We start from the raw sequence: 21,925 nt of genomic DNA on the forward strand, positions 1-21,925 counted from the left end.
AGCTCATGGCCTTAGAGAGCCTTGCGCAGGGCCTCGAAAAACGACTTGACCGTCGTTTCATTGCTATCAACCCATAGTTCGGCGAGCGCCCTGAGCACGCGCGGACGTCCATATTCTGCCGCGAGGTCATTGACCCAGTCGTGCGCGTCAACGCCTTCCTTTGTGTCGAGGAACCGCGCGAGTTCGCCGTCGGGAACGTTCAGTTTCGCGGCTAGCCGCAGGACGTCTGCTCGAAGTGTCCGGAAGAGGACATCTGGGTCGCTCTCTGTGGGCAGGAAGAGGGCTGGCCACCGATTCTGTTTGGATTCACGGACTTCCGCGCGCTTATCGCCGTCGAAGAGGTATGCGTACACGATCTCGGGCTGAGGAGGCCGAGGGAAGTGCTCTTGAAGCTCGACCATATATCCGGACCCGTTCCCCCAGACAACCACGCTTGCTCTTGCCAACCGTCTGTCATACGCCTCGACGAGGACGTGGGCAAGCATCCATGCCGACTCGTCCTCGACGAAGAAGACATGTCGAATCGGGGGCCGCGCGAGAAGAGTGTCGGCCACTGTCGGGTCGTCCTGGCAATGTGTAGCGATAGCCGTGCCTTCATCGCCAGTACGCAAGAGGACGAATGCCTGCTCCTCGAGCGCGTCCGCAATCATCTCAGAGGAGTGCGTCGTCACAATCAACCGCCATTCGCGGTCCAAGCAGATCCTGAGCAGGCGAACCAGTAGTGCTGAAGCACCAATTGGCGGCAGGTAGGCGTCGGGCTCATCGAGTAGGAGTGTGAGGCCCTCGACATCTCGATACTGCTCGAGGATCCAAAAGAGGAGGTGAACAGAAAACTCGCCCAGCCCCATCTCACGCGATGAGTAGTGAACCCCCTTGTGTTGCACTTCGAAGTACGGGAGCAGTGGCTGCTCGCCGCCCCAGCGGAATCGTTCAGCGACTGCCTTGTCGCTCGGCTCCACCTCGAGCGCATACCAATCAATGAGTTCGTACTCTCGGCCGATGACGCGCTGGACGTCGTCTTGCCGGTCCTCGTCGGGCCCGAGGACATCGAACTCGGCTTTCATCTCGTCGAAGTCTTCGCGTGACCGCAGCACCGTCAGTGCTTGTTCACAGAGAAAGTGAAGATCCAGAAGTAGTCCGTCATCTCCTAGATGGTCTGTGATGGATCGCAAGAGACGCGTCTTTCCAGCGCCGTTGCGTCCCCCAACCACGAGGCACGGCGTCGACAAATCGAGGGTGATCTCGTCGAACTTGGCGATGGCTGGCGGGTCCGCTCGTCGCTTCTTCTTGAGAGAACGCCAGACCTTGACCTCTTCAGCCCCTCTCACGGCGCAGTTTCGGGCTGGATGAGCGGGTCACCCCAACGAACCCTCTCGAGATAGTCCACCACAAGCGTTTGAGCGGAATCTGGTTCCGCGTCAAGTGCCACAAGTAGCTCGCTGGAGGTGCGGTGAGACGGTGTACCGAACTGGGTCTCCGAATAGAGATGGACGGCAAGGTCACGGATTAGCACTGAGGATACATCCGTCACGCGGTATGAGGCGCGGTCATCGTAGAGTCGCAGTATCGCCGCTAGCACCCGGCTTTTCCCGCTATCCGGCAGTTGTTCGCCTCTCTTGACGAGCCCACGGTCTGTCTCAAACTGCGTCAGCAGTGTCGCCGGCACCGATCCGTCAGCAAGCGGAACCCAATGGCAGTAGATCAGCCAGGTCTGAAGAGTGCCCTTGTTGAACTTGACGCGCGAGCCGTTCTCGTCGATCTGTTGAAGCAGCTCAATACCGGACCTGCGAACGCTGTCGATAGTTTTGTCTGAGAACGGTCTCGAAGCTCGGTAAAACTCTTCAACCACGTTGTTATTGATGTGCTGTCGTAGATTCCCTATTTCGAACGCGACACATGTTCGCGCGATGATGTCGTCGTATGCAAGGCGTCCGTTGGTGAAGCCGATCTTGGAGCTGTCCAGTAAACCGATATCGGTGAGGTCGTCGACAGTCTGCCTCACCTGATCGCGGGCCTTACCATGAAGAGCGTTCCGCTTTTCGGGTGGGGTCAGGTTGTACGCCTGATTGAGCCGGAAGAAGAGTTCGTTTGGTTCTTGGGGCCCGTATTCGCTGAGCGTGATGATAGGCAAGACAAATCTGTTCACTGCTTTCCGCACCGAGAACGGGAGCTTCGAGTACTTCAATCCATTGAGGCTCGCGATCAGTTCGTCGTGCGGTTCGATGGTGCCGTCGATCTTCACCTTGTCAGCGAAGAAGTCGCGGATAGCTGCAAGGCGTTGCTGCCCGTCGAGGACAACTTCCTCGCCATCAGTGTCCACGACGATGTGTATTGCCGGGACGTACCATTCACGGAGGATGGTATCGATGAGGCGTTGGCGTCGCTTCGTGTCCCAGATCTCTCCCCGCTGAAAGTCGGGTTGAAGGTCCAGTTCTCCGGCTTCGATTCGGCTCACAATCGTTTCGAGCTGAAGATCGGACTTGTCAAGCTTCACGGGTCTGTTCTCCTGCCAACGGGGGGGCTAGCGTCTCTGCTTCCACGCGTCGCTTGCGAGCCATCTTGTGCAAGTTCACTGGAGTGGCGTCAAGGACACGTTCTACCATCTTCGCGAGGAACGTAGATGGGCTGAGATGGTCCGGAACCGCGTCGTGCCGAATGGTGACGATTGGAAGGTTCGCCAGTGCGCGGTCAACTTCCGACGGTGGGACATCCGAAAGCTCAGCGCCAGCATCCTCGTCAACGGTCAGACCGGCCGCGGCAAGAGGATCTTCGGGTTCTTCACCACTTTCCGTAGGCGGAGTGAGTGTGTCAGCGTACTCGATCATCACTAGACAAGTCGCATGATAGGCGTCGTCTTCACGCCCGAGCTTGCCGAGCAGGTCGATCAGCCACTCGGCGGTATCCGGCTCCTTCTGGAGGATGTCGGAACGCAGTCCGAAGACGAATCCCAGGGCAGCGAGGGGATGTCGCAGGCGCAGGTTCTTGGCGTCGCCGTAGGATTCTTCGACGCGGTTGGCGGCGTTCTTTCCGTACGAAGAGTCCATTCGTTTGGTGGAGATCAGCAACTCTGGTCCGGTTGCCCAGTCAGTCATGATGACGTCGACTTGTTTTAGGTAGTTCTTGCCCAGGATGTTGGCGCTGGCAGAGGTGACTCCGGCAACGGCCGCGCTCCGCGTCAGTCGGGCGTTGAGTTGCGCGCGTTCCTTCGCGGGGACGGCTTTGAGGAGGTTGGCGACGGGCATCGGCAGGATACGGGGATGAGTGCCGCGCGGCCAGGTTGCGTCAGCATCAAAGCCTGCGCGACGGAGTTCGTAGCTCAGCCACACGTCGAGGGATAGAGCTGGCACACCGGTGCGGGTGTCAACGCCGAGGTACAGCGGAACGCCAAGGAGACGTACCAAGGTCTCGTAATCAGGGGCGTACTCCAGTCGCCCGTCGGCGTGCCTGCTCCAAGGGTTCGTGTAGGCCCCGGCGGGAGCAGCTTCCGCGACGATGCGGTCGAAGATGACCCATGCTCTTTCCTTCGCGCTTGGTTCAGCGGCCACTTCGCCCCCTCGCTGTGCGTCGGTCAGTCATGGCCGCATGGGCTTCCCGGACTCGAGCCAGATCAACTTCCGAGACAATGCCCGCCTCTGTAAGTATGACGCGGTCCACGAGATCCACAGCCTGAGCGAGCTTCCCATGCTGCAGCAGTGTCGCGACCCTCGGTTTGATAGCGCGGAGTGCGTCGGCGTGCGCCTGCACGTGTTCGATTGAAGGCATGGCCCAGACATCGGCTTCGCGAGGTTCGAGCTTGAGAATCCCGCCCCCGTACGAACGGCCGACCATTTCAGCATTCAGAAGGGTGACGGAGTTCAGACTGGCGAGAGGCAGCAGCTCTCGCCCCAGCTCCCGAGCATCGTCCTTGAGGTAAACGCCGTGGACGGAATTCAGGTGCCCAGCCTGTGCGCTGTTGGTGGTCAGGCGTGGGGTATCGGCGTTCATGCAGGTCAGTAGCAGGTCCGCTGGCGGCAGAAGCGGGACTCGATACCAGGGCTTACGGACCCGGCACTTGTATGCCTCATCGACGCCGGCGAGATGTCCGGTCGCAATGTATGCCTGAGCCGCGGGAGAGGGAGTATCGGACGGGCGGAACAGCCAAGTAGCCTTGCCCTTCTGCCCCAGTCGGGTCATGGCATCGCTGGAAAGCTCCAGTCCGCGGAGATGGGAACTCCCTGGCGGGGAAAGCCGGACCAGGTCTCTGCGGGTGAGACCAAGCTCTTTCACCCGTGCGGGCGAGAGGGCGAAATACCGGTTGTTGCCAGTCACCATTCCGAGGGTGGTGTCGCCCCAGGCTTCGAGGTTAGTGAAGTGTCCGCTGGCTTTCAGGGAGCGGAGCGGCTCGATCGCGTCCGGGTCGACGAGTACGCCGGTCCACTTGGCTGCGGGGTCCAGCGGTGTCCAGGTCAGCGGGCCACTGAGCGTGGAGAGGGCTTCGGCATCTTGTGCTTGATAGATGGTGGCGTGGTCGGTCGGTCCTTCGTCAAACCCTTCGGCCAGCAGCAGGACGACGTCCGCCTCGGCCTCGGGGAACACCTGCTCGGTGAACAGCACCAGCTCGACACTGCGAAAGCGATCGAAGAGGAACTGCCTCACAGCGGCGGCGTAGTTCACGCTGAGCAGTTCGGCGGGCAGCACGAGACCCATCCGGCCGCCAGGTTTAAGGAACAGGGCGGAGTGGATGGTGAAGGCAGCCCAGCTGGAGGCGAGCGCCGTCAATGCGACGCCGGCTTTGAGCGCGGCAGCGCGGGACCGTGTGCGGGACTCGCCGGTGAAGTCTTGGTAGCGGATATACGGCGGGTTTCCGATCACCACGGAATAGCGGGGCTCGGGTTCGACGAGGAAGAAATCACTGACAATCAGGTTAGGGTCACCCCCGGCCTCCTTGACACGGGCGCGGGCGACGCGGGCGCTATGCGGGTGGATCTCCACCCCATCCACACGGGGTGCCGAGGCGCCACCTTTACCTACTTCTTGGAGACGCCGAACGGCTTGCACAAGGAACGCGGCGTCGCCGGCTGACGGCTCCAGCACGGAGTCCTCTGATGTGCGGATTGCCCAGTTCGTTATGTAACGAGTGATCGAGTCCGGAGTGAAGAACGCGCCGCGAGCCTTCCGCAGCTCAGCCGTGTCGACAGCGGCGGGTGCAGAGGAATCGAACATGTATCCATTCTGCCGCACGCATCAGACAACGGTCGTGAGGCCGCGCTCAACAGCGCGGGGCAAGTGCCGCCCATGCCCCCAGCCGGGCGTTGGTTTGCCGGGACACGGTCGTTGTGCCCAGGTCGACAGAAAGCGCGCCAGATCACGTGGTCCAGGCACGATTTCTGTCGATCAGTCGCTCAGATTGCTTGGGCGAACGCCTCGTCAAGCAGTTCGGCTGTGACGGGGTTCACGGTCTCGTCTCGCTGGATGTAGTGCTGCATCGTGATCCGCGGGTCGGTGTGCCCGAGAAGCTCGGAGGCAAGGAGCGCGCCCTGCGCGTCGTTGACGACAGTCGCGACAGTGCGGCGGAAGCGGTGCGGGGTCACGTTCTCGATCCCGGCCGCGTCCATCACGTCCCGCAAGAGCCGGCGGATGTTGTTCGTCGTGTGCGGTGTCCCCACCCTCGTGCTGAACAGGAGCCTGCCCGGCTCGGTATCGCCGCTACGCAGCAGGCGCGAGCGGATCGCCTGCAGCGCGAACGACGGCAACGCGACACGGCGAACTGAGCGATCCGTTTTCGGATGAATCTGGCGATGCGTCGGTTCGCCCTTTCGGGTGATGATCCTCCCTGCGATTCGCGCCGTCGGGATCGGGCCATCCAAGTCAAGGTCCTGGACTCGGATGGCGAGGACTTCGCCGATGCGGGCGGAGGTGCCGAGCATGACCTCGACGATCTGCCCGAGTTGGCCATCCGGCCTCGGTCCCGCCAGTATCCGCCGGGACTCCCAGGCCTTGATCGCGGCGCGGATGTCCTGTACCTCGTCGATCGTGAACGCGTCGGGGATGGTCTTCCTTCGGTGGAGTCGGGAGACGTGATCCATCGGGTTGCGAGGAAGGATCTCGTGGCGGACCGCGAGCGCGAGTGCGAGGCGGAGGACGGCGCGGGCGTGCTTGGCGCGACTGTAGCTGCGTCTGGCGAGTTGTTTGAGGAAGTAGTCGCAGCGGGCGACCCCGATCTCCCGGAGGGTGAGGTCTTTGAATGCGGGGAGGACGAGGGTGCGCATGTCGCGCTCGTAGAGGTTCCTCGTGGTTCGTGAGAGGCGGTCTTCGATCTCCATGTCTTCCAGCCAGTACGTGACGAGCTCCGGGAACGAGCTGTCGGCGCTCATGCCGTTGAATCCGGGCTGGTACAGGGAGCGTTCGGCGAGCTTCTGCTTGAGCTTGCGCTCCGCGGCGGCCCGTGACGGGCCGGTGGCCTGGACGAGTCGGTTGCTGCCGTCCCAGTCCCGGTATCGGGCGCGGGCCACATGGTTGCCGTTCGGCTGGGCGCGGGTGGCGATGATTCCGAAAGTTCCGATGGGGGTGCGGGGCCTACCCACGTGTGCCCTCCCCCGCTCCGGGAAAGGTGGCAGCGCCAGTAGGGGCAGCGGGCTCGCGCATGGTGTCCATCCAGGCTCGGATGTCGGTGATGCCGAACATGATGCGCTTGCCGAAGCGGTAGGCGCGGGGGCCTTTGCCGTTGGTGCGCCAGTCGTAGATAGTAGAGACGGGCACGCCGAGATAGCAGGCGAGTTCGTCGATGTTCAGGAGCGGTTCCAAGCCGTGCGGGCTGGACTGGTGTTGATTCATCCCTCCAGTCTCGAAGGACAAACGAGCGGGCCCGTTTCCCCCTGCTCCCCGGTCGAGTTCCCCCCGCCCGGCAAGCGAATCACCGCGTGCAGTTGCGGCATCGCTATTCGAACGGTGCAGGAGAGGTGACAGTGCAGTTCCTATCGCGTGCGCGCTGTTGTCTGTTCAGCAGGATCGATCGGCCGAAGTGCGCGGCGGTCGCGGCGTCGGGTCACCCACTCCTCAAGACGAGCGCGGATGAGGAGGACGAGGCTGACCGGGCCCATGATGAGGAACTTGAGCGCGTTCCAGCAGAACAGGAGCACGAGGAGGTTGAGCCAGCCGGGGCCGCCGTCCTCGATCAGCGTGATGCAGTAGTTCGCTGCGAAGAGGTACGGCACGGCGAGGAGCATCGCGGGGATGCCCCACTTCAGGCCGCGGCGGGTGCGGATCGCGTCGAGCGCGATGTTGGTGAGCGTGTAGCGCCGCAGGTAGTAGCGGGCGTGGGCGCTGAGCGCCCAGAGCAGTCGGATCATGGCGTTGTCCTCTCGTGGCACAGCCTGGTGACGAGACAGTGCGTAGAGAGTGGCCCGAGGGCCTGTCCGCGAGGGACGCCATATCAAGGAGGAATCTGCCTCCCTTTCAGAGTACGACTCTCGGCCGACATTCGTACGAGGTGCGCCTGCTCGTTCGGACGGTGCTCGCGCACCTGCCTGGCACACACGGATGGAGTCGGCATGGTCACGATCACTCCTCTCGCCAAGGACGAACGCTCCGCACGGGTCGCCCTGGCTGCGACCTTGGAGCCCGACGACGCGGTGACCGGCAGGCTCCTCGCCGCGGTCGGCGCCGTCGAGACCGTGCGCCTGGCGGCCGGTACCGGCGCGTTCCCGAAGAAGGTCGATTCGGTCGAGGCCGGGATGTGGCGCAACAAGGTCGCCCCGCGAATGGATGCCCGCACGGTCACGCAGGCACTCTCGGAGAGCGACCGTCTCGGGCTGCGCATCCTCATCCCCGGCGACCGTGACTGGCCGACCTCCCTGGATGACCTGGGCGACCGGACCCCGACTGTCCTATGGGTGCGCGGCGCGGCGTCGTTCCTCACCGCGCCGCTGAGCGATCGTGTGACGATCACCGGAGCCCGCGCCGCCACGAGCTACGGCGAGCACGTCACGAGCGAGCTCGCCTCCGACCTGACCAACGCCGAGCGGATCATCGTGGCCGGCGGCGCCTACGGCATCGACGCCGCCGCACACCGTGCCGCACTCGCCGCTGGCGGGCAGACTCTCGTCGTGATAGTCGGCGGCTTGGATCGGCTCTACCGTCCGGCAACCGTGAGCTGCTGGAACGCGCCGGAGACCTCGGCCTGCTCGCCAGCGAGATGCCGCCCGGCGCAGCGCCGACCAAGTGGCGGTTCCTCGCCCGCAATCGCCTCCTTGGCGCCCTGTCCGGCGCGACCGTGATCGTGGAAGCCGGCTACCGCTCCGGTTCCCTCAACGTCGCTGCGCGCGCCGCTGAACTCGGTCGGCCAGTCGGAGCGGTGCCCGGCCCCGTGACCAGCGCGGCCAGCGCGGGCACGCACCGGCTCCTGCACGAGGGAATCGCCGCCCTCGTCACCGACGCTACAGACATCACCGCACTCTTCGGTTCTGCGGATGAAAGCTCGCAAGCGTTCTCACGCGAACCTAGCGTCAGCCATCCCATGCGGAGACCGCCCCGCAGCCTCTAGCCCCACCGCTCCGAGCCTTGGCCGCCCTTCGTTCTCGGCAGCCGTGAAGGATTCCGAACCTGGCAGAGTCACATCCCTGGTGATGCCCTCACCGTTCAGGCTGCGATATAGGCAGCCCGCGCTGCCTTGGCCTTCTCCCAGTCCTCCTGGACATCTCCGACGGTCGGTTTGGTGCTCATGTACTCGGCCGCGTGAGAGTGCCCGGTCATCCGCTCGCACGCGCGGTCAAAGAGAGGTTCGATGACCGCGATCGCGTCGTCGAGTCGGGAACTGTCGATCTTGGACAGGCGCGTCATCATGATGTTCTTGCGATAGCGTTGCGTGACATTTTGCAGCAGCTCCTGCTCTACGAACGCCTCGCACCAGGCTCGGATTAAGTCGTACGTCTCCTTGATGAGCGCATCTTGCACCACGGGTTCGGCACTGGGCATCTCGTGCAGTTTGACGTTGATCCGTTTCGCGAGGTCAGCGGGCGTGTCCAACCTCGGCTCGACGTCCGGCGCCAAGATCCCCTTGGTCTCGCCGCCATCGCGGACCTCGTAGATGCGTGTTCTTAGCTTTTTGTTCTGACGAGCCGTGATGAGCGCAGACGCGAACATGATGTTGTGAGTCAAGACAACGACCTGATGCGTCTCGGCGAGGTTCTGGATTCGGGCCGCGACCTCGTCGAGCCGACGGTAGTCAAGGCTCGTCACCGGGTCGTCGAAAATCAGCGGCGCTTTCGTTCCACGCATCCGGCTTTCGGCGAGGAAGTCCGCCAGCGCCAAAACCTTCTGCTCGCCTTCTGAGAGCACAGCGGACGGCTTGTAGGACGCGACCGCCTTCTTACGTTGAGCCTGCCCGCTCCTGCCTTGGAATCGGAGCGCGACGTGTGGCGCGCGCAAGCGGGCGCACTCTTCGGCGAAGAGCGTCTCGAAGTTCTTGTTCACGAGATCCTCGCTCGCGAGTTTCGACTGCACCGTGAGCTGCTTCGATGCGCCACTCGATATGACACGAGAGAGCTTTTCGAGTTGCTGAGCTCGTCGCGCTCGTCGCACATACTCGCGGGCCGCGGCGAGGTTTCGGTTCAGCTCGATGCGCGCGATCAGCTCTGAGGCGGCCTTTTGCTTCTCGACGAGCGCGGTAGCAGCGTTTGCCTTGTCGTCTGCCATCTGCCGCACGGCAGCACTAGTGCTTTCCAGTTCTGTTGACACGGCAGTAGTAACGGCTCGTGCATCCTCGCGGAGCGTGCTCTGAGTGATGGGCTGTCCATCAGCGGTCTCCTGCGCGATGGCTCGTATCGCCCCGAGAACCTCACCCGCTTGGCCTGCCCATGCAGGAGGTTTCTCGCGGTCCTGCTGCTCAGAGGCAAACTCGATCACGCGAGCCAGTTCTGCTTCGTTGACGGTGAACTTTGAAGCCGCCAGGGTGGCATTCGCATCTTGCACCTGACGGATGAGCGTCTCGTCCAGGAACGTGCGGTAGCGACTGAGCAGGTTCAGAGCCGTCGGGCCGAGTTCCTGCATGCAGTACAAACAGGAGTCGCCGGTGGCCGGGTAGTGCTCGCGGCCAAGGTGTTGTCGATACGAGTCGCCGGCAACGATGAACTCTTGCCACTCTTCATCCGCCGGTCCTGGCAGTTCGTCCTGGTTGAAGAGCTGTTCCCGTGCCTCCGCTCTCCGCTGCTCGGCCTGTTCGAGTTTGGATCGTGCTGTCTCATAGGTGACCGTGTCGAAGTTCTGCGCGGCGTTGAGGGTGCCGAGCAGGCGTGCGAGTTGCCGCTCCGTCTCCTGCGAACTAGAGAGGATCGCGTCGAGAGAGTTCGAACGCAGCGCGGCGACCTCGCCTTCCAGTCGCTCGCGATCGGACTCCGCGTCTTCGGGCAGCGTTGCGAGGGCGTCGAGTTCCGCGAGGTCAGTGGTGGCGCCGAGCGTCTCGATCACTGGGTACACCTTCGTGCCGCGTGTGAACCGTGAGAGCAACGGGTTGCTCCCTGGCGCCAGGGTGCTCACTTCTGCTGCAATCCGCTGCTGCACTCCTTGTATGCCCGTGGCGACGTGAGCAAACAGCGCGAGTTCGGCGGGCGTGTAGACATAGCCCAGGTCACTGTCGACGTGCAGGGACACCGCACTGGCGTCGAACACACTGATGCGAGTGAACGGTGCCAGGCCGGCTTCGTCGCGCCATCGCACCGACGACTCGGTGCCGGACAGGCGATAGGTGATGTCTGCGTTGGGAGATGGCGGGGTATCGAGATGCACGGCGTGCGCGTTCGGCAGGATGTCCTCAGCCGTACGCACGGCCGATATCCGCTTCAGAATTCGCGCATACCCGGTCTTCCCTGATCCGTTCTGCCCGAACAGCACCGTCAGCTCCGAATCGAAACCGAGTTCCTGATCCGCGGCGAGTGCGTTGACACCTTCGATGCTCGCCAGACTGACCAGTTCGAGCGTGTCCTCCTCTGCTGCATCTGCCGCAGCCAGCTCGAGCTTCGGGATTTCGGGGGCTTCACCGTCACCGAGACCCTTCTCGGCGAGGAAGGTGGCGTACGCGGCGTCCAACAGGGCGTCACTCGGGGCCTGCCGCGAGAGGATCGTTTCAGCGGTGATTTGACGCACCCACGCGTCCTGCCCGTTCGCCCAATCCACCAGGAGACGCCGAGGCGTCGCATCCCCCAAGTTGACCGAGACCTCATCAGCGGCCACATCTACCTCCGTCCTGGCGAACGGTGTCAGGAGATACGTGTCGCCGATTCAACTCGAACAGTCATGGTGCTACCCATGATGCCCGACCTCCAGGACCGGAGCGAAGACGACACGGCGTCAAGGCGGGGTGCGCAGTCATCCTGACTCACAGTGATGGCCCGACCTGCTGCGACTGGTCCCTTCGGGTGCGCTCGTGTTCTGGCTGTTCGGCCCGGGTGAGATTCTGTGCCCGGTCGAGCGCGGCGCGGGCACGGGCGGCGTCGATCTTCTGAGTCTCGGCCTCGGCAGGCGCTCCGAGGGGTGCAGGCCCAGTGGCGCCGTAGCGGTCGCGGTAGGCAGCGATGGTGCGAGCAGCGTGCCGCCATGCCTGGGCCGCTCGCGCCTGCTTCGGCTGGACGCCGAGCTTCGCGATCCACTCGTGTTTCTCCGTGAGCGCGGTATCGAGGAGCGCATCAGCCCGGGTCTCGATGAGGTCGCGTCGCTCGGTCAGCGCCTGCCGCATCTCGGACGGCACTGTGCCGGCGGCTTCGGGGATGAGGCCGGCGATCAAGCGTGGTGCCTTCCGCGTGCGACCGGGCCCCGCCGGCCGCGCGGTCACCTTGGCGACGCGGTAGTGCAGGACCGCGGCGATGTCGTCGGCGTCCGCGAACCCACGCGCTCGCACGAGGCGCGGCAGAAGGGTCTCGACGTCGTGCTTGTTCGCCTCGGCCCGCCGTAGCTCGGCGGTCAGTGCTCCGAATGCGGGTGAGGCGATCGCGTCGTCTGCGTCTTCGCCGCTGAGCCCGGAGGAGCGGATGAGCGCGGCCCAGCGGTCGTGTTGTGCGGCGGCGGCCAGGGTCTCGTACTCGGCGGCGAGCTGAGCGATCGAGGCCCGGGCGTCCTGCTCTGTGGTGATCGTCTCGTGAGCGGACAGCTCGGCGCCGACGTGCTGCAGCACCCCGAACAGTACCGACCGGGCGGTGGCCTCTGTGTTGTCGCCGGGATGCGGGCCGTCGTGGGCGGGGTCGGGCTTGTCGACGGCGACGTAGGCGATGTTCTCCTCGCGGCCACGGGTCATGGCGACGTAGAACGTCTCTCGGGTCATCGACGCATCCGCCAGGACGTGGGAGGAGTCGACGGTGATGCCCTGCGCCCGGTGGGACGTGACGGCGTAGCCGAGGTCGAGGTGTTCGGCCGCGTACTCGGCCGGGACGACGACCGAGGCGCCCCATTTGCGTCCGGCGCGGCGGAGGGTGAGGGCGCCGTCGTCGCGGACTTCGGTGACCGTCCATCTGTCGCCGTTGCGAACCCAGGACCGGCCGGCGCGCAGCCGGCGGTCGTTGCGGCGGGTGATGACGGTGTCCCCGGCCGCGGCACGGGTACCGTCGTGCAACTCGACCTCACGGCGAGCGTTCACGGTGCCGTCAAGGATCAGATCAGCCCGCGCCCTGTTGTTGAGCGCCTGGACAGACTCATTCGAGTCGGTCACGAGGACGCTGGCCCGCCCGGCGAGAGTGTCGGAGCGCCAGGCGATGTAGGCGGCGTCGATCATCTCCTCGGTCTCCCCACCGATCACGCGGCTGTGCTCGGCGTAGGTGTCGATGACGTCGGTGCGGCCGTGCCGCAGCGCGAGGGAGGCGGTCTTCTCCCACAGGTTGACGAACCGGCGTACGTCGACCAGCTCCGGCGCGTCGTCGCGGTCCTGAACGAGGAGGGAGAACGCGCCGCCGGCGGTGACGGACTGGAGCTGGGCGTGATCCCCGACCAACAGCACCTTCGCCCCGGCCTCCTCCGCCAAGGTGGTGATGCGGTCGAGGGAGAGCGTGCCCGCCAACGATGCCTCGTCAATGATGACGAGCTGACCCTTGCGGAACGTCTCGCCGGTGCGGTCGTGGGTGTCGAGCCACTTGGCCGTGTTCTCGGTCTGGATGCCGAGGTCATCGGCCAGGACCTGCGCGGCGACCGCAGACGGCGCGAGCCCCACCACGCTGCCGCGCCCGTGCTCGTGCTCCCACGCTCGCCGCAACGCCGACATCGCCGTCGTCTTCCCCGCCCCCGCCGGGCCGACGAGTACATCGACCAGCCGCCCGGAGAGCACGATCTTCGTCAACGCGGCCGCCTGGTCGTCGCCGAGCATCCTCCCCTCGCTGTCCGCTTGTATGGCGATTCGTTCGACGGTTGTCAGCGGCACCGTCGGGGCCGTGGTGGTCCGGGCGCGCTCGAGGAGGCGGTCCTCAGCCTCTAGCAGCACCTCGGAGGAAAACAGCGCGGAGTGCTTCGGCCGGAATACACTCGTGCCGTCCGGCCGACGGAACGCGGCCGGGCTGGATGCAAGCTCGGGCGGCGTCAGGCGCAGCGACGCGGCTTCGGCGGCGTCTACGACCAGGCCGACGACGGCTTCGCGGTCCTCGGTCGACGCGAACCGGTAGCCCATCGTCTGCCGCGCCGCCTCGGCGGTCAGGTTCCACCGGTGCCAGGTGGAGCGCTTCTCACCGACCGCGGCCACCACGTCCTGCCCCAGCGAGGCGATCACGTCCAACGGGACGTCATCGGCGCACAGCAGCAATGGCTCCTCCTTCGCCGTCACGGTTCGCGCCCACAAGGTCGCATCCGACCCGAGCACCCGCCCGGCCCGTTCCCGCCACGAGGCGGTTAGGTCGGCCAGCGACCGCACCTCCTTCTCTGGGCGGGTGGATAGGGTGGCCTGGGCGCGCAGCTTCATGATCGTCGCAGGCGTCGGCCGCCGCCCATGCGCCTCGACGTAGCACTCGATGAGGCGATCGGTCTCGGCGTCGATGTGCCGGGCACGGGTGGAGAACTCCTTGACCAGCGCCTCCGGCACCCCGGTGATCGACCACGCGGGGTTGCGGTCGCGGCCCATGTCGCGGGCCTCCCACTCAACTCCGAAGGTGCGGGCGAGGTGGTCAGCGAAGACGGACTCGTGCAGTTCGGACAGAGCGACGACCGCGGCGTGTATCGGACGCCCATCGAGAGAGCGCCACTTGCCATCGAGGACGGTCTGCACCTTGTTGCTGATGACGACATGCGTGTGCAGGTGCGGGTCGCTCGCCCGGCTGTCGTAGTGATCGAACGCCGTGGCGACCAGACCGCGGACATCGACTTGTGCAACCGCTCCGTCGCGTCCGGTTGCGCCCATGCGGGTGGCTGCAACCTCCCGCTCCATGAACGCAACCACCTCCGCAATCGCCGCGTGGTGCGCGTCCGCGATCAGCGTCTGCGTCCCGGCATCCGCAACCGCCCACAGCACACTCGCGGACTTCGGGATCGAGAACGTGAAGTCGAACCCCGCAACCGCCCGTCGCGTTCCGCGCTCGGCTTCCTCCGTTTCGATGGCTGCGACCGCTTCTGCGCGTGACGCTGGCCCGAGCGATGGATCGAGTGCCCCGGTGCGCGCCTCGATCCGCTCGGCCACGCTCCGGTACTCGGGGTACACGCGGCCGAGCGGTTCCCCAGTGATGGGGTCGCGGCCCATGCCGACCAGGAGCTGGAGCTGGGCTTCGGAGACCTGATCGCCCACGCTGATCCGTCCGCCGCCGAGCGTGGCGACTCCGGCGCCGAGCCAGCGACCCGGCGGAGTGCCCTCGGCGTTGTAGTAGCGTGTCAACGGGGTCGAGAGCGAGCGGTCGCCGTCGCCGGCCGCGACGATGCGCAGCAGGTACTTGTATCCGTCGCCCGCGCTCATCACGCGCATCGAGACCGTCATCCGGGCCGTCTCCTTTCGCTCACTCGGGAGGTGAGCGGAACGATGCCTGTCGCATCAAATGCGACGCGGCGGAACGCGCAGTGCCCTCGATCTGCAAGAGGCGTGGTAGCTCGGAAAGCCGGGATCGGCTGAGACCGACGGCGGGTAATCCGGCGAGTGGCGGGGGCGGCTGGCGAGGCGTGGATGGAGCACCTGGCAGGTGACCAGCTCGGTCGAAGTCTCAGCGCGAGGCGACGACCGGGGATCACAGATCTGCCGGAGCGCTCATGCCGAAACCTGTTCTTCCTCGTCCTCGGATTGGGTCGCTGTTCTCCGGGTACGGCGGCCTCGACCTCGCCGTCGAACACCTCACCGACGGCAGCACGGTCTGGTTCTCCGAACTCAACGAGAACGTCGCCCGCGTGTTCTCCCACCACTGGCCGGACGCCCCGAACCTCGGCGACATCTCCACCATCGACTGGAGCACCGTGCCACCCATCGATGTGCTGTGCGGCGGATTCCCCTGCCAGGACGTCTCAACCGTCGGCAAGCAAGCCGGCCTCGCACCCGGCACCCGCTCCGGGCTCTGGTCGTTCATGGCCGCAGCGATCGAAGCACTGCAACCCGAGTTCGTGGTGATCGAGAACGTGCGCGGGCTGCTCTCCGCGCCCGCCACCCGACCCCAGACCGAAGGAGAACCCGATGCCGAACGCAACCCCGACGACGCAACCCCTGCCGATGCAACCTCTCGCGGTGTGGAACCCGATCCGTGGATGCTGGGAGACGAGTCAGCCCGACCTCTTAGGGCGCTCGGCGCCGTACTCGGCGATCTGGCCGACCTCCGGTATGACGCGGAATGGATCGGCCTACCCGCATCCCTGGCCGGCGCACCCCACCACAGGTTCCGCATCTTCATCACCGCGCACCGCCAAGGCACTGTTCCGAACCCCGCTCGCTTCGGACTCCTCACGCGGCGGGGAGAGCCTGGACACCGTGAAGGCGAGACGGGGTACGGTGGCGCTGTCGCATCAACTCATCGACTTCGCCCTGCACGGACCGCATGGCTCGCCCGCCAGGCAGAATGCATCGGAGACACTGTTCACCCTGATCGAGACCATATTCGCGAATGGGGAGGCTACGCCGACGCCATAGCCCGATGGGAAAACATCACCGGCCGACCAGCCCCACTCCCGGCGCTCTTGACGGCGGACTCGATGCCGAGGCCGGCGCCGGAGTTCGTGGAATGGTTCATGGGCCTTCCACTCGGCTGGGTCACCGATCCTGAACACGACCTGACCGCGAACCAACAGATCACCGCGCTCGGAAACGGGGTACTTCCGTTGCATGCAGTTGCGGCGCTCATGCTGTAGACGGACGCACGGTGGTCGCGCTCAACGCTGGATGGCCAGTCCACTTCTTCTGATGTGGATCATGCACTCGGTGGGGACCACGCGACACGATGATGACGATCATATTTAAGGAGGCCGAGGTGACTGAGATGGTGACGCTCGAAGAACGCACGACGCGATGGAGGTTCCGGGTCGAGCCTCACACGGCCCCGACTTCGGAGGATGTGTGGGAATGATGACATGGACACCCGCTTACCCTGAGATCACGATCTCTTCGTTCACCGGACCGGAGGACGCTCTCGCGTTCCGCCTCCTGAACGAAGCATGGATTTCTCGGCTCTTCACACTGACCGACGAAGACCGTCGGGTACTTGAACAGCCCGTCGAGCACATCATCCGCCCTGGCGGTGACGTGCTCCTTGCTCGTGCAGAAGGCACCCGCGAGATAGTCGGATGCGTCGCTCTCCTGTCGTATGGCGACGGCGTATTCGAACTGGCGAAGATGGCGGTGACTCCGAGCGCACAAGGGTCTGGGCTCGGGCATCGTCTCGTAGCAAGCGCGCTTGCGCGCGCTTCTGAACTGTCAGGGCGACGGGTCTTTCTCGGAACGAGTACACGCCTGTCGGCCGCCGTGCACATCTATGAGGCGGCAGGGTTTCGGCGAATCACACGAAGCGAACTTCCTGTGGAGGACTACTACGCAAGGGCCGACACCCTGATGGAAATCGGCGTCACTCCTCTCGCCGCGTAAGTGAGCAGCAGTCTCGAAGCCTCGCGCGATGAACATCCCGATCTTGAATCCGAGAACGAACAGCATCGAGCCCCTCGTCGGCCCGAAGATCGATTCCTGCCGCTCCTAAGCGCGTTTCAACCAATCAAGAGCCTTCGGCCAGAAGGTGGTCTCGAATCGCTGGTGGAACAGCCCGAAGTGTCCAATTTCGGATACTCCAAGAGTTCGCGGATGGGGATACCATTCCTCGCATTCCGCCGATGATAGATAGCGGAGTGTTCGTCGTGCAGCATCCCTCGTCGCATACGGATCATCGGTGGGGTTCACCGACAGTACGGGAATCGTTAGTCCGGAAATCCGATGCATGATCCGTTTGCCGTCGGCACCAAGGGTCTTTTCATAGTTCGCTGCTCCGCGAGCCCAGTCGAGCGCGACTCCGCGAGGTAGGTTCTCTAGCCATCCCAGTCTTCTCCCTGGAAAGTAGCCGAGCATCGTCGATACGATAGGCATGAAGAGGTGCCACTTCATAAAGAGCTTCAAGCGTTGGCTCTTGTCGTAGTCCGGCCAGTGCGCGTGCTGAGCGCCGACCAGCAGTATCCGATCCAGCTCGCTGGCGTGCGCTGCCAATAGAGCAGCAAACCCGCCGAAGCTATGACCGACGACCCCTATCCGAGCCTTGTACCCGAGGCGGTCGCGGAACCACAGGATGCAAGCTTCAATATCATGTGTTCCCCACTCATGCCAGCGGGTTTTGGATTTTCGATAGTCCTTGACACTCGACGGGGCGGAACGTCCGATTCCACGGAAGTCGGGTACCAAGACGTCGAATCCGTTCTCAGCTAGGTAGGTGGCAAATCGCCAGTAATACCTACCTTGCACTCCGGTAGCAGGCGCGATGATGACGGCCCGCTGATCTTCGTTCGCCAATTGGACGGAATGAAATCGTCTGGCCTGTAGTAGTTGCCCGTCATTGCATCGTATGCTGACGTCCTCCCAGCCTGGCGACGCCGACTCGCTTGGCTCATGGTCGGTCATCGAGTCCCGCCTGTGACGTCCAGAATCGCTCCGTTGACGTAGCTCGCCTCCGCGCTTGTGAGCCATTCGACGGCGGCCGCGATTTCATCGGGAGTTGCGGGCCTGCCCATCGGCGAGCGCTCTCCGACCTCCGCAGCGCGGTTCGGCCTTCCCGCTTTCGCGTGGATCGTTGTGGCTGTCGTTCCTGGGCTCACGGCGTTCACACGGATGCCGTGCCGTGCGGCTTCGAGTGCGAGTCCGGTCGTGAGCGCATTGACGCCTGCCTTCGCTGCGGCATACCAGACATACTCTCCGGGCGCTCCGGTTTTTGCTGCGATGGAGGATACGTTGACGATGCTTCTCGGCATCTCGTCTCGAAGGTCGGCCCAGTGACGCATCGCCTCGCGGCAGAGCATGATGGTTGCGGTCAGGTTCACATCGACGGCCTGCTGGATGTCGTCTTCGTCGGCGCCTTCGAGGGTGCTGATCCTGCCCGTGATGCCCGCGTTGTTCACCAATACCACGGGAGTGCCGAGTTCACTCGCGCGGCGGAAGATGAGCCGGGGCGCGTCCGGAACGGCGATGTTGCACTTGAAGGGGATGACCTTCGCCGTATTCGTTGCGTACTGCTGAGCCGTAGCAGCAGCGTCGTCTTCGTTGTGGCTGTAGACGAGGAACACATGACGACCAGCGCGTGCGAGGCGTCGGACGACCGCGGCACCGATTCCCCTGCTGCCGCCGGTCACGATCGCCACGGTGCCGCTCATGGCGTCGCGGCCTTGGTGTTGGCTCCCTCCGCGGGTGAGAACACGACGTACATGGAGAGCGGCTCGGTGATGTCTACGAAGGAGTGGTGCTCGCCCGCAGGCACGAAGAGCGCGACGCCCGGCACGGCGGGGGCGTCGCCGCTCTCCGTGCGGAGCACGCCCCGACCGGCGAGGATGACGTAGACCTCATCCTCGGTGTGCGGGCTCTGCGGGTCGATGGCCCCGGTAGGAAGGGTATAGGTGCCGATGCTCATCGTCGGCACTCTCAGCACCTCGGTGTATTCGACCTCGTCGGTCTGTTGTGGCGGGCTCGGAAAATGCTTCATGTCGGGTTCCTCCTTGCCCCCCGAGTCCACCACCACGCCGACCGGGAGCGCATGATCCAGTTGAATGAAGTGGATTGATTGTGAATCAGACCACCGCGGGGAGGCGTGACACACCTGTTCGTGTCGTGTCGCGGAAGGTGAGTTGTTCCCAGGCGCCGGCGAGTAGTGCAACACCGTCTTCCAGATCGGCGATCGGCGAGGTGAATGGCAGTCGGATGTAGCGCTCGAAAGCACCGTCGATGGAGAACTTCGGCCCGGCGACGAGGGAGAGCCCGTGAGCTTCACAGAGGCTCGTCAGAGCGGAGCTGGCGGGCTTGTCGAGTTGCGCCCAGAGGGAGAGTCCTCCTTCCGGGTGAGGGATGGTCCATTGCGGCAGCTGCTCTTCCAGCAGCCGGGTCAGCACGGTGCGGTGCTCGGTGAGGAGTTCCCGTCGACGCTGAAGGAGTCCGGGCATGGCGGCCATGATCTGCTCGCCGAGAAGCTGCTCCATCTGCGGGGTGCCGAGGTCTCCGGCAGGTCGTGCGTGCGCGAGGCGGCGGATCATGGCGGTGTCTGCGCGTATCCATCCCAGCCGCAGTCCGCCCCAGATCGATTTGCTCAACGACCCCACGGTGATGATGCCCGATCCATCCGAGGGTGATCGACGTCGCGAGTGCCGGGCGAACGGCCCGTCGTCCCACGTTCGGTCGATGTTCAAATCGGCGGTCGTCTCATCAATGATCAGTGTCGTGCCCAGTGTGCTGGCAGCCTTCGCGACCTCCGCTCTGTCCTCGGGCAGCATGGAGGCACCCGTTGGGTTGTGGAAGTCCGGTACGAGATAGGCCAAGGCGGGCCTCGCGGAGGCGAGTGTGTCGGACAGGTGTTCGACATCCCATCCCTCGCTTGTCACGGGCGTCGTGACGAGGCGGGCTCCTGCACGCTGGAGCGCGTCGTAGGCATGGGGATACGTGGGTGCTTCGATCAAGGCGATATCCGCGCGCACGAGCAGAGTGTGGGCGATCAGGGAGATGGCGTGCTGGCCACCCATCGTCACCATGACCTGATCCGGTGTCGTCGGGAGCCCGCGATCCGTGTAGCGCTGAGCGATGGCCCGGCGGAGCGCAACGTTGCCGAGCAGATCGAACCCCGGCCCGTCCAGTGCCTCGACCATCCGGAGCCCGACCGCCGCAAAGATGTCCCGCAGTCCCTCCACGGGCGGCGGCACCGCCCTCGCGAAGTCAATTGCCCGAGCCTCCGTCGCCCCTCGCAGCTGCCCCGAATCGGGCAGTACAGCGCGGCTCCCCGAACCCTGTTGACTCACTAGGTAGCCGGCGTCCCGCAGCGCCTGATACGCGGCGACGATCGTGGTGCGGCTCCTCCCCGTTTGGGCAGCCAGCTCCCGCTCAGACGGGAGGCGGGTACCGGCAGGCACGCGGCCATCCGCGATGAGCAGACGCACCCGCTCAGCCAGGGCATCGTACACAGGCCGGTCAGGATCGAGGTCGCCGATCAGACCCACCAGGTGACGTGCGGAGAGGCGAGAACCACTAAGGACTGACATAAGTCCAGTTTAGCAAAGTGGCACTGTTCTGTGGGGGTTTCCGTCAGATTGGATTTCTTCATGTCCACTGGATTGCTCTCTGAGGAACGGCCATGAACGCACTAATCGCAACGACGCTGTGGGGCATCGTCCAAGCAGCCGAACGCACCTGTATCGCGTGCGTCTGCATGAAAGAACTCCGCGGCGAGGGAACCTGCTCGACTCGCGGCGAAGAGCGACAAAGCGTGAGCGAGTTCTTCCTCGCCCCGCCCGCCCTGATCACTCTGGCCTTCATCGGTGTCGTCGTGCTTGCACTCTGCATCTATTCGCTATGGCTCGTGAAGCGCGATGGCTATGGGCCGCGTCCGACACGAGACGACTACGACACGAGGAGGCCCGAGCCGTGAACCACCCACCGGAGACGAGAATCGAGCCTGTCGGGTTCATCGGCCTGGGTCTCATGGGGTCAGCGATGGCCCAGAACCTGCACAAGCAAGTGCCGCTGGTCGTGTGGAACCGCACCCCATCTGCGAGCGAGCCGCTTCACGCGGCAGGTGCTACAGTCGCGCCCTCCGCACAGGCGATCTTCGAGAATACGCGCATCATCTTCGTCATGCTCTCCGATGAGACCGCCATCGACACCGTGCTGTCATCGATGAGCCACGACGTCCTCCGGGGCCGGATCATCGTCCTGATGAGCACGGTATCCCCGCACTTCTCAACGGAACTCGCGCGCAGGGTGACGGATGCCGCTGGGATGTATGTGGAGGCTCCGGTGTCAGGATCACGACAGCCCGCCGTCGACGGCACGCTCATCTCGATGCTCGCTGGAGATGACGACGTGTTGGACCGCATCGAGCCCCTGGTTCACGCGATGTGTGCGACGGCGTTTCGGTGTGGCGCGGTTCCGTCTGCGCTCACCATGAAGCTCGCTGTCAACACCTTCCTGATCACACTCGTCACCGGCCTCGCGGAGGCGTTCCACTTCGCCGAAGCCAACGGCGTTGATCCGGCATTGCTGAGCAAGGTGCTCGATACCGGCCCGATGGCCTCGGCTGTTTCCCGCGCGAAGGGCGCCAAGTTCACGGCAGAGGACTGGACCCCTCACGCAGCGATCCCAGACGTTCTCAAGAACAGCCGCCTGGTTCAGGAACACGCCCGACACACCGGGAGCGCCAGCCCGCTCATCGACGTGTGCACCGCGCTATACGCGGAAACTGCGTCACTCGGACATTCGGCAGACGACATGGCCGCCGTGATCGCCGCCTTCCGGGAGCGCACTCGAACAGCAGCCGAAACAACCACACGAACGAACGCATAGCCTGATCGGAGG

The 21,925-nt window shown here is 64.4% G+C and carries 17 protein-coding genes and 1 pseudogene; 5 read left to right on the forward strand and 13 right to left on the reverse strand.

Translation table 11 applies throughout. The features are described from left to right. Window positions 1-11: 11 nt before the first annotated feature. The 7 genes from LRQ07_RS11125 to LRQ07_RS11155 all read right to left on the reverse strand — a co-directional run bounded on the left by LRQ07_RS11125 (window position 12) and on the right by LRQ07_RS11155 (window position 7,328). A complete protein-coding gene (locus LRQ07_RS11125) occupies window positions 12-1,328 on the reverse strand; it encodes a hypothetical protein (protein ID WP_256534631.1) in 1,317 nt (438 codons plus the stop codon). Further along, complete coding sequence (locus LRQ07_RS11130; RefSeq protein ID WP_256534632.1) at window positions 1,325-2,494, reverse strand: DUF262 domain-containing protein; 1,170 nt, start codon at window positions 2,492-2,494, stop codon at window positions 1,325-1,327. Before LRQ07_RS11130 ends, LRQ07_RS11125 begins: the two co-directional genes overlap by 4 nt. Then, window positions 2,484-3,545: a hypothetical protein gene (locus LRQ07_RS11135; protein WP_256534633.1), complete on the reverse strand. Its 1,062-nt coding sequence runs from the start codon at window positions 3,543-3,545 to the stop codon at window positions 2,484-2,486. Before LRQ07_RS11135 ends, LRQ07_RS11130 begins: the two co-directional genes overlap by 11 nt. Continuing rightward, a complete protein-coding gene (locus LRQ07_RS11140) occupies window positions 3,535-5,202 on the reverse strand; it encodes a class I SAM-dependent DNA methyltransferase (RefSeq protein WP_256534634.1) in 1,668 nt (555 codons plus the stop codon). Before LRQ07_RS11140 ends, LRQ07_RS11135 begins: the two co-directional genes overlap by 11 nt. A gap of 179 nt (window positions 5,203-5,381) precedes the next feature. Further along, a complete protein-coding gene (locus LRQ07_RS11145; protein ID WP_256534635.1) occupies window positions 5,382-6,563 on the reverse strand; it encodes a tyrosine-type recombinase/integrase in 1,182 nt (393 codons plus the stop codon). After that, window positions 6,556-6,813 (reverse strand): helix-turn-helix transcriptional regulator, encoded by a 258-nt coding sequence (locus tag LRQ07_RS11150; protein ID WP_256534636.1) that lies wholly within the window; start codon window positions 6,811-6,813, stop codon window positions 6,556-6,558. The genes LRQ07_RS11145 and LRQ07_RS11150 overlap by 8 nt, the downstream gene beginning before the upstream one ends. Before the next feature lie 140 nt (window positions 6,814-6,953). Next, entirely contained in the window at window positions 6,954-7,328 is a 375-nt protein-coding gene (locus LRQ07_RS11155; protein ID WP_256534637.1) for a sulfate permease, read from the reverse strand. A 411-nt stretch (window positions 7,329-7,739) separates the two neighbouring features. On the opposite strand from LRQ07_RS11155, the pseudogene LRQ07_RS11160 reads away from it, so the two are divergent. Next, window positions 7,740-8,521 (forward strand): annotated as a pseudogene (locus tag LRQ07_RS11160) (DNA-processing protein DprA). A gap of 95 nt (window positions 8,522-8,616) precedes the next feature. Here LRQ07_RS11160 and LRQ07_RS11165 read toward each other — a convergent pair. Continuing rightward, the gene (locus LRQ07_RS11165; RefSeq protein WP_256534638.1) at window positions 8,617-11,205 is read right to left on the reverse strand and encodes an AAA family ATPase; all 2,589 of its coding nucleotides are present in this window, start codon (window positions 11,203-11,205) and stop codon (window positions 8,617-8,619) included. 145 nt (window positions 11,206-11,350) lie between these two features. Further along, entirely contained in the window at window positions 11,351-14,908 is a 3,558-nt protein-coding gene (gene mobF, locus LRQ07_RS11170; RefSeq protein ID WP_256534639.1) for a MobF family relaxase, read from the reverse strand. Between the two features lie 266 nt (window positions 14,909-15,174). Here mobF and LRQ07_RS11175 point away from each other — a divergent pair, with 266 nt between their 5' ends. Together LRQ07_RS11175 and LRQ07_RS11180 are read left to right on the forward strand one after the other, a co-directional pair. After that, the gene (locus tag LRQ07_RS11175; RefSeq protein ID WP_256534640.1) at window positions 15,175-16,257 is read left to right on the forward strand and encodes a DNA cytosine methyltransferase; all 1,083 of its coding nucleotides are present in this window, start codon (window positions 15,175-15,177) and stop codon (window positions 16,255-16,257) included. Between the two features lie 211 nt (window positions 16,258-16,468). Beyond that, window positions 16,469-16,987, forward strand: coding sequence for a GNAT family N-acetyltransferase (locus LRQ07_RS11180; protein ID WP_256534641.1), 519 nt, complete (start codon window positions 16,469-16,471; stop codon window positions 16,985-16,987). A gap of 105 nt (window positions 16,988-17,092) precedes the next feature. Here LRQ07_RS11180 and LRQ07_RS11185 read toward each other — a convergent pair whose 3' ends face one another. From LRQ07_RS11185 to LRQ07_RS11200, 4 genes are all read right to left on the reverse strand, one after another. Next, complete coding sequence (locus LRQ07_RS11185; RefSeq protein WP_256534642.1) at window positions 17,093-18,001, reverse strand: alpha/beta fold hydrolase; 909 nt, start codon at window positions 17,999-18,001, stop codon at window positions 17,093-17,095. Beyond that, the gene (locus LRQ07_RS11190; protein WP_256534643.1) at window positions 17,998-18,747 is read right to left on the reverse strand and encodes an SDR family NAD(P)-dependent oxidoreductase; all 750 of its coding nucleotides are present in this window, start codon (window positions 18,745-18,747) and stop codon (window positions 17,998-18,000) included. The genes LRQ07_RS11185 and LRQ07_RS11190 overlap by 4 nt, the downstream gene beginning before the upstream one ends. Beyond that, window positions 18,744-19,073, reverse strand: coding sequence for a cupin domain-containing protein (locus LRQ07_RS11195; protein WP_256534644.1), 330 nt, complete (start codon window positions 19,071-19,073; stop codon window positions 18,744-18,746). The genes LRQ07_RS11190 and LRQ07_RS11195 overlap by 4 nt, the downstream gene beginning before the upstream one ends. Window positions 19,074-19,158: 85 nt before the next feature. Next, window positions 19,159-20,613 (reverse strand): PLP-dependent aminotransferase family protein, encoded by a 1,455-nt coding sequence (locus LRQ07_RS11200; protein ID WP_256534645.1) that lies wholly within the window; start codon window positions 20,611-20,613, stop codon window positions 19,159-19,161. Window positions 20,614-20,705: 92 nt separating this feature from the next. Here LRQ07_RS11200 and LRQ07_RS11205 point away from each other — a divergent pair, with 92 nt between their 5' ends. Next, window positions 20,706-20,999, forward strand: coding sequence for a hypothetical protein (locus LRQ07_RS11205; RefSeq protein ID WP_256534646.1), 294 nt, complete (start codon window positions 20,706-20,708; stop codon window positions 20,997-20,999). Next, a complete protein-coding gene (locus tag LRQ07_RS11210) occupies window positions 20,996-21,913 on the forward strand; it encodes an NAD(P)-dependent oxidoreductase (RefSeq protein WP_256534647.1) in 918 nt (305 codons plus the stop codon). Before LRQ07_RS11205 ends, LRQ07_RS11210 begins: the two co-directional genes overlap by 4 nt. The last annotated feature ends 12 nt before the right edge of the window (window positions 21,914-21,925 follow it).

Origin of the sequence: Microbacterium sp. J1-1, from assembly GCF_024498615.1 — a bacterium.
GTDB lineage: Bacteria > Actinomycetota > Actinomycetes > Actinomycetales > Microbacteriaceae > Microbacterium > Microbacterium aurugineum.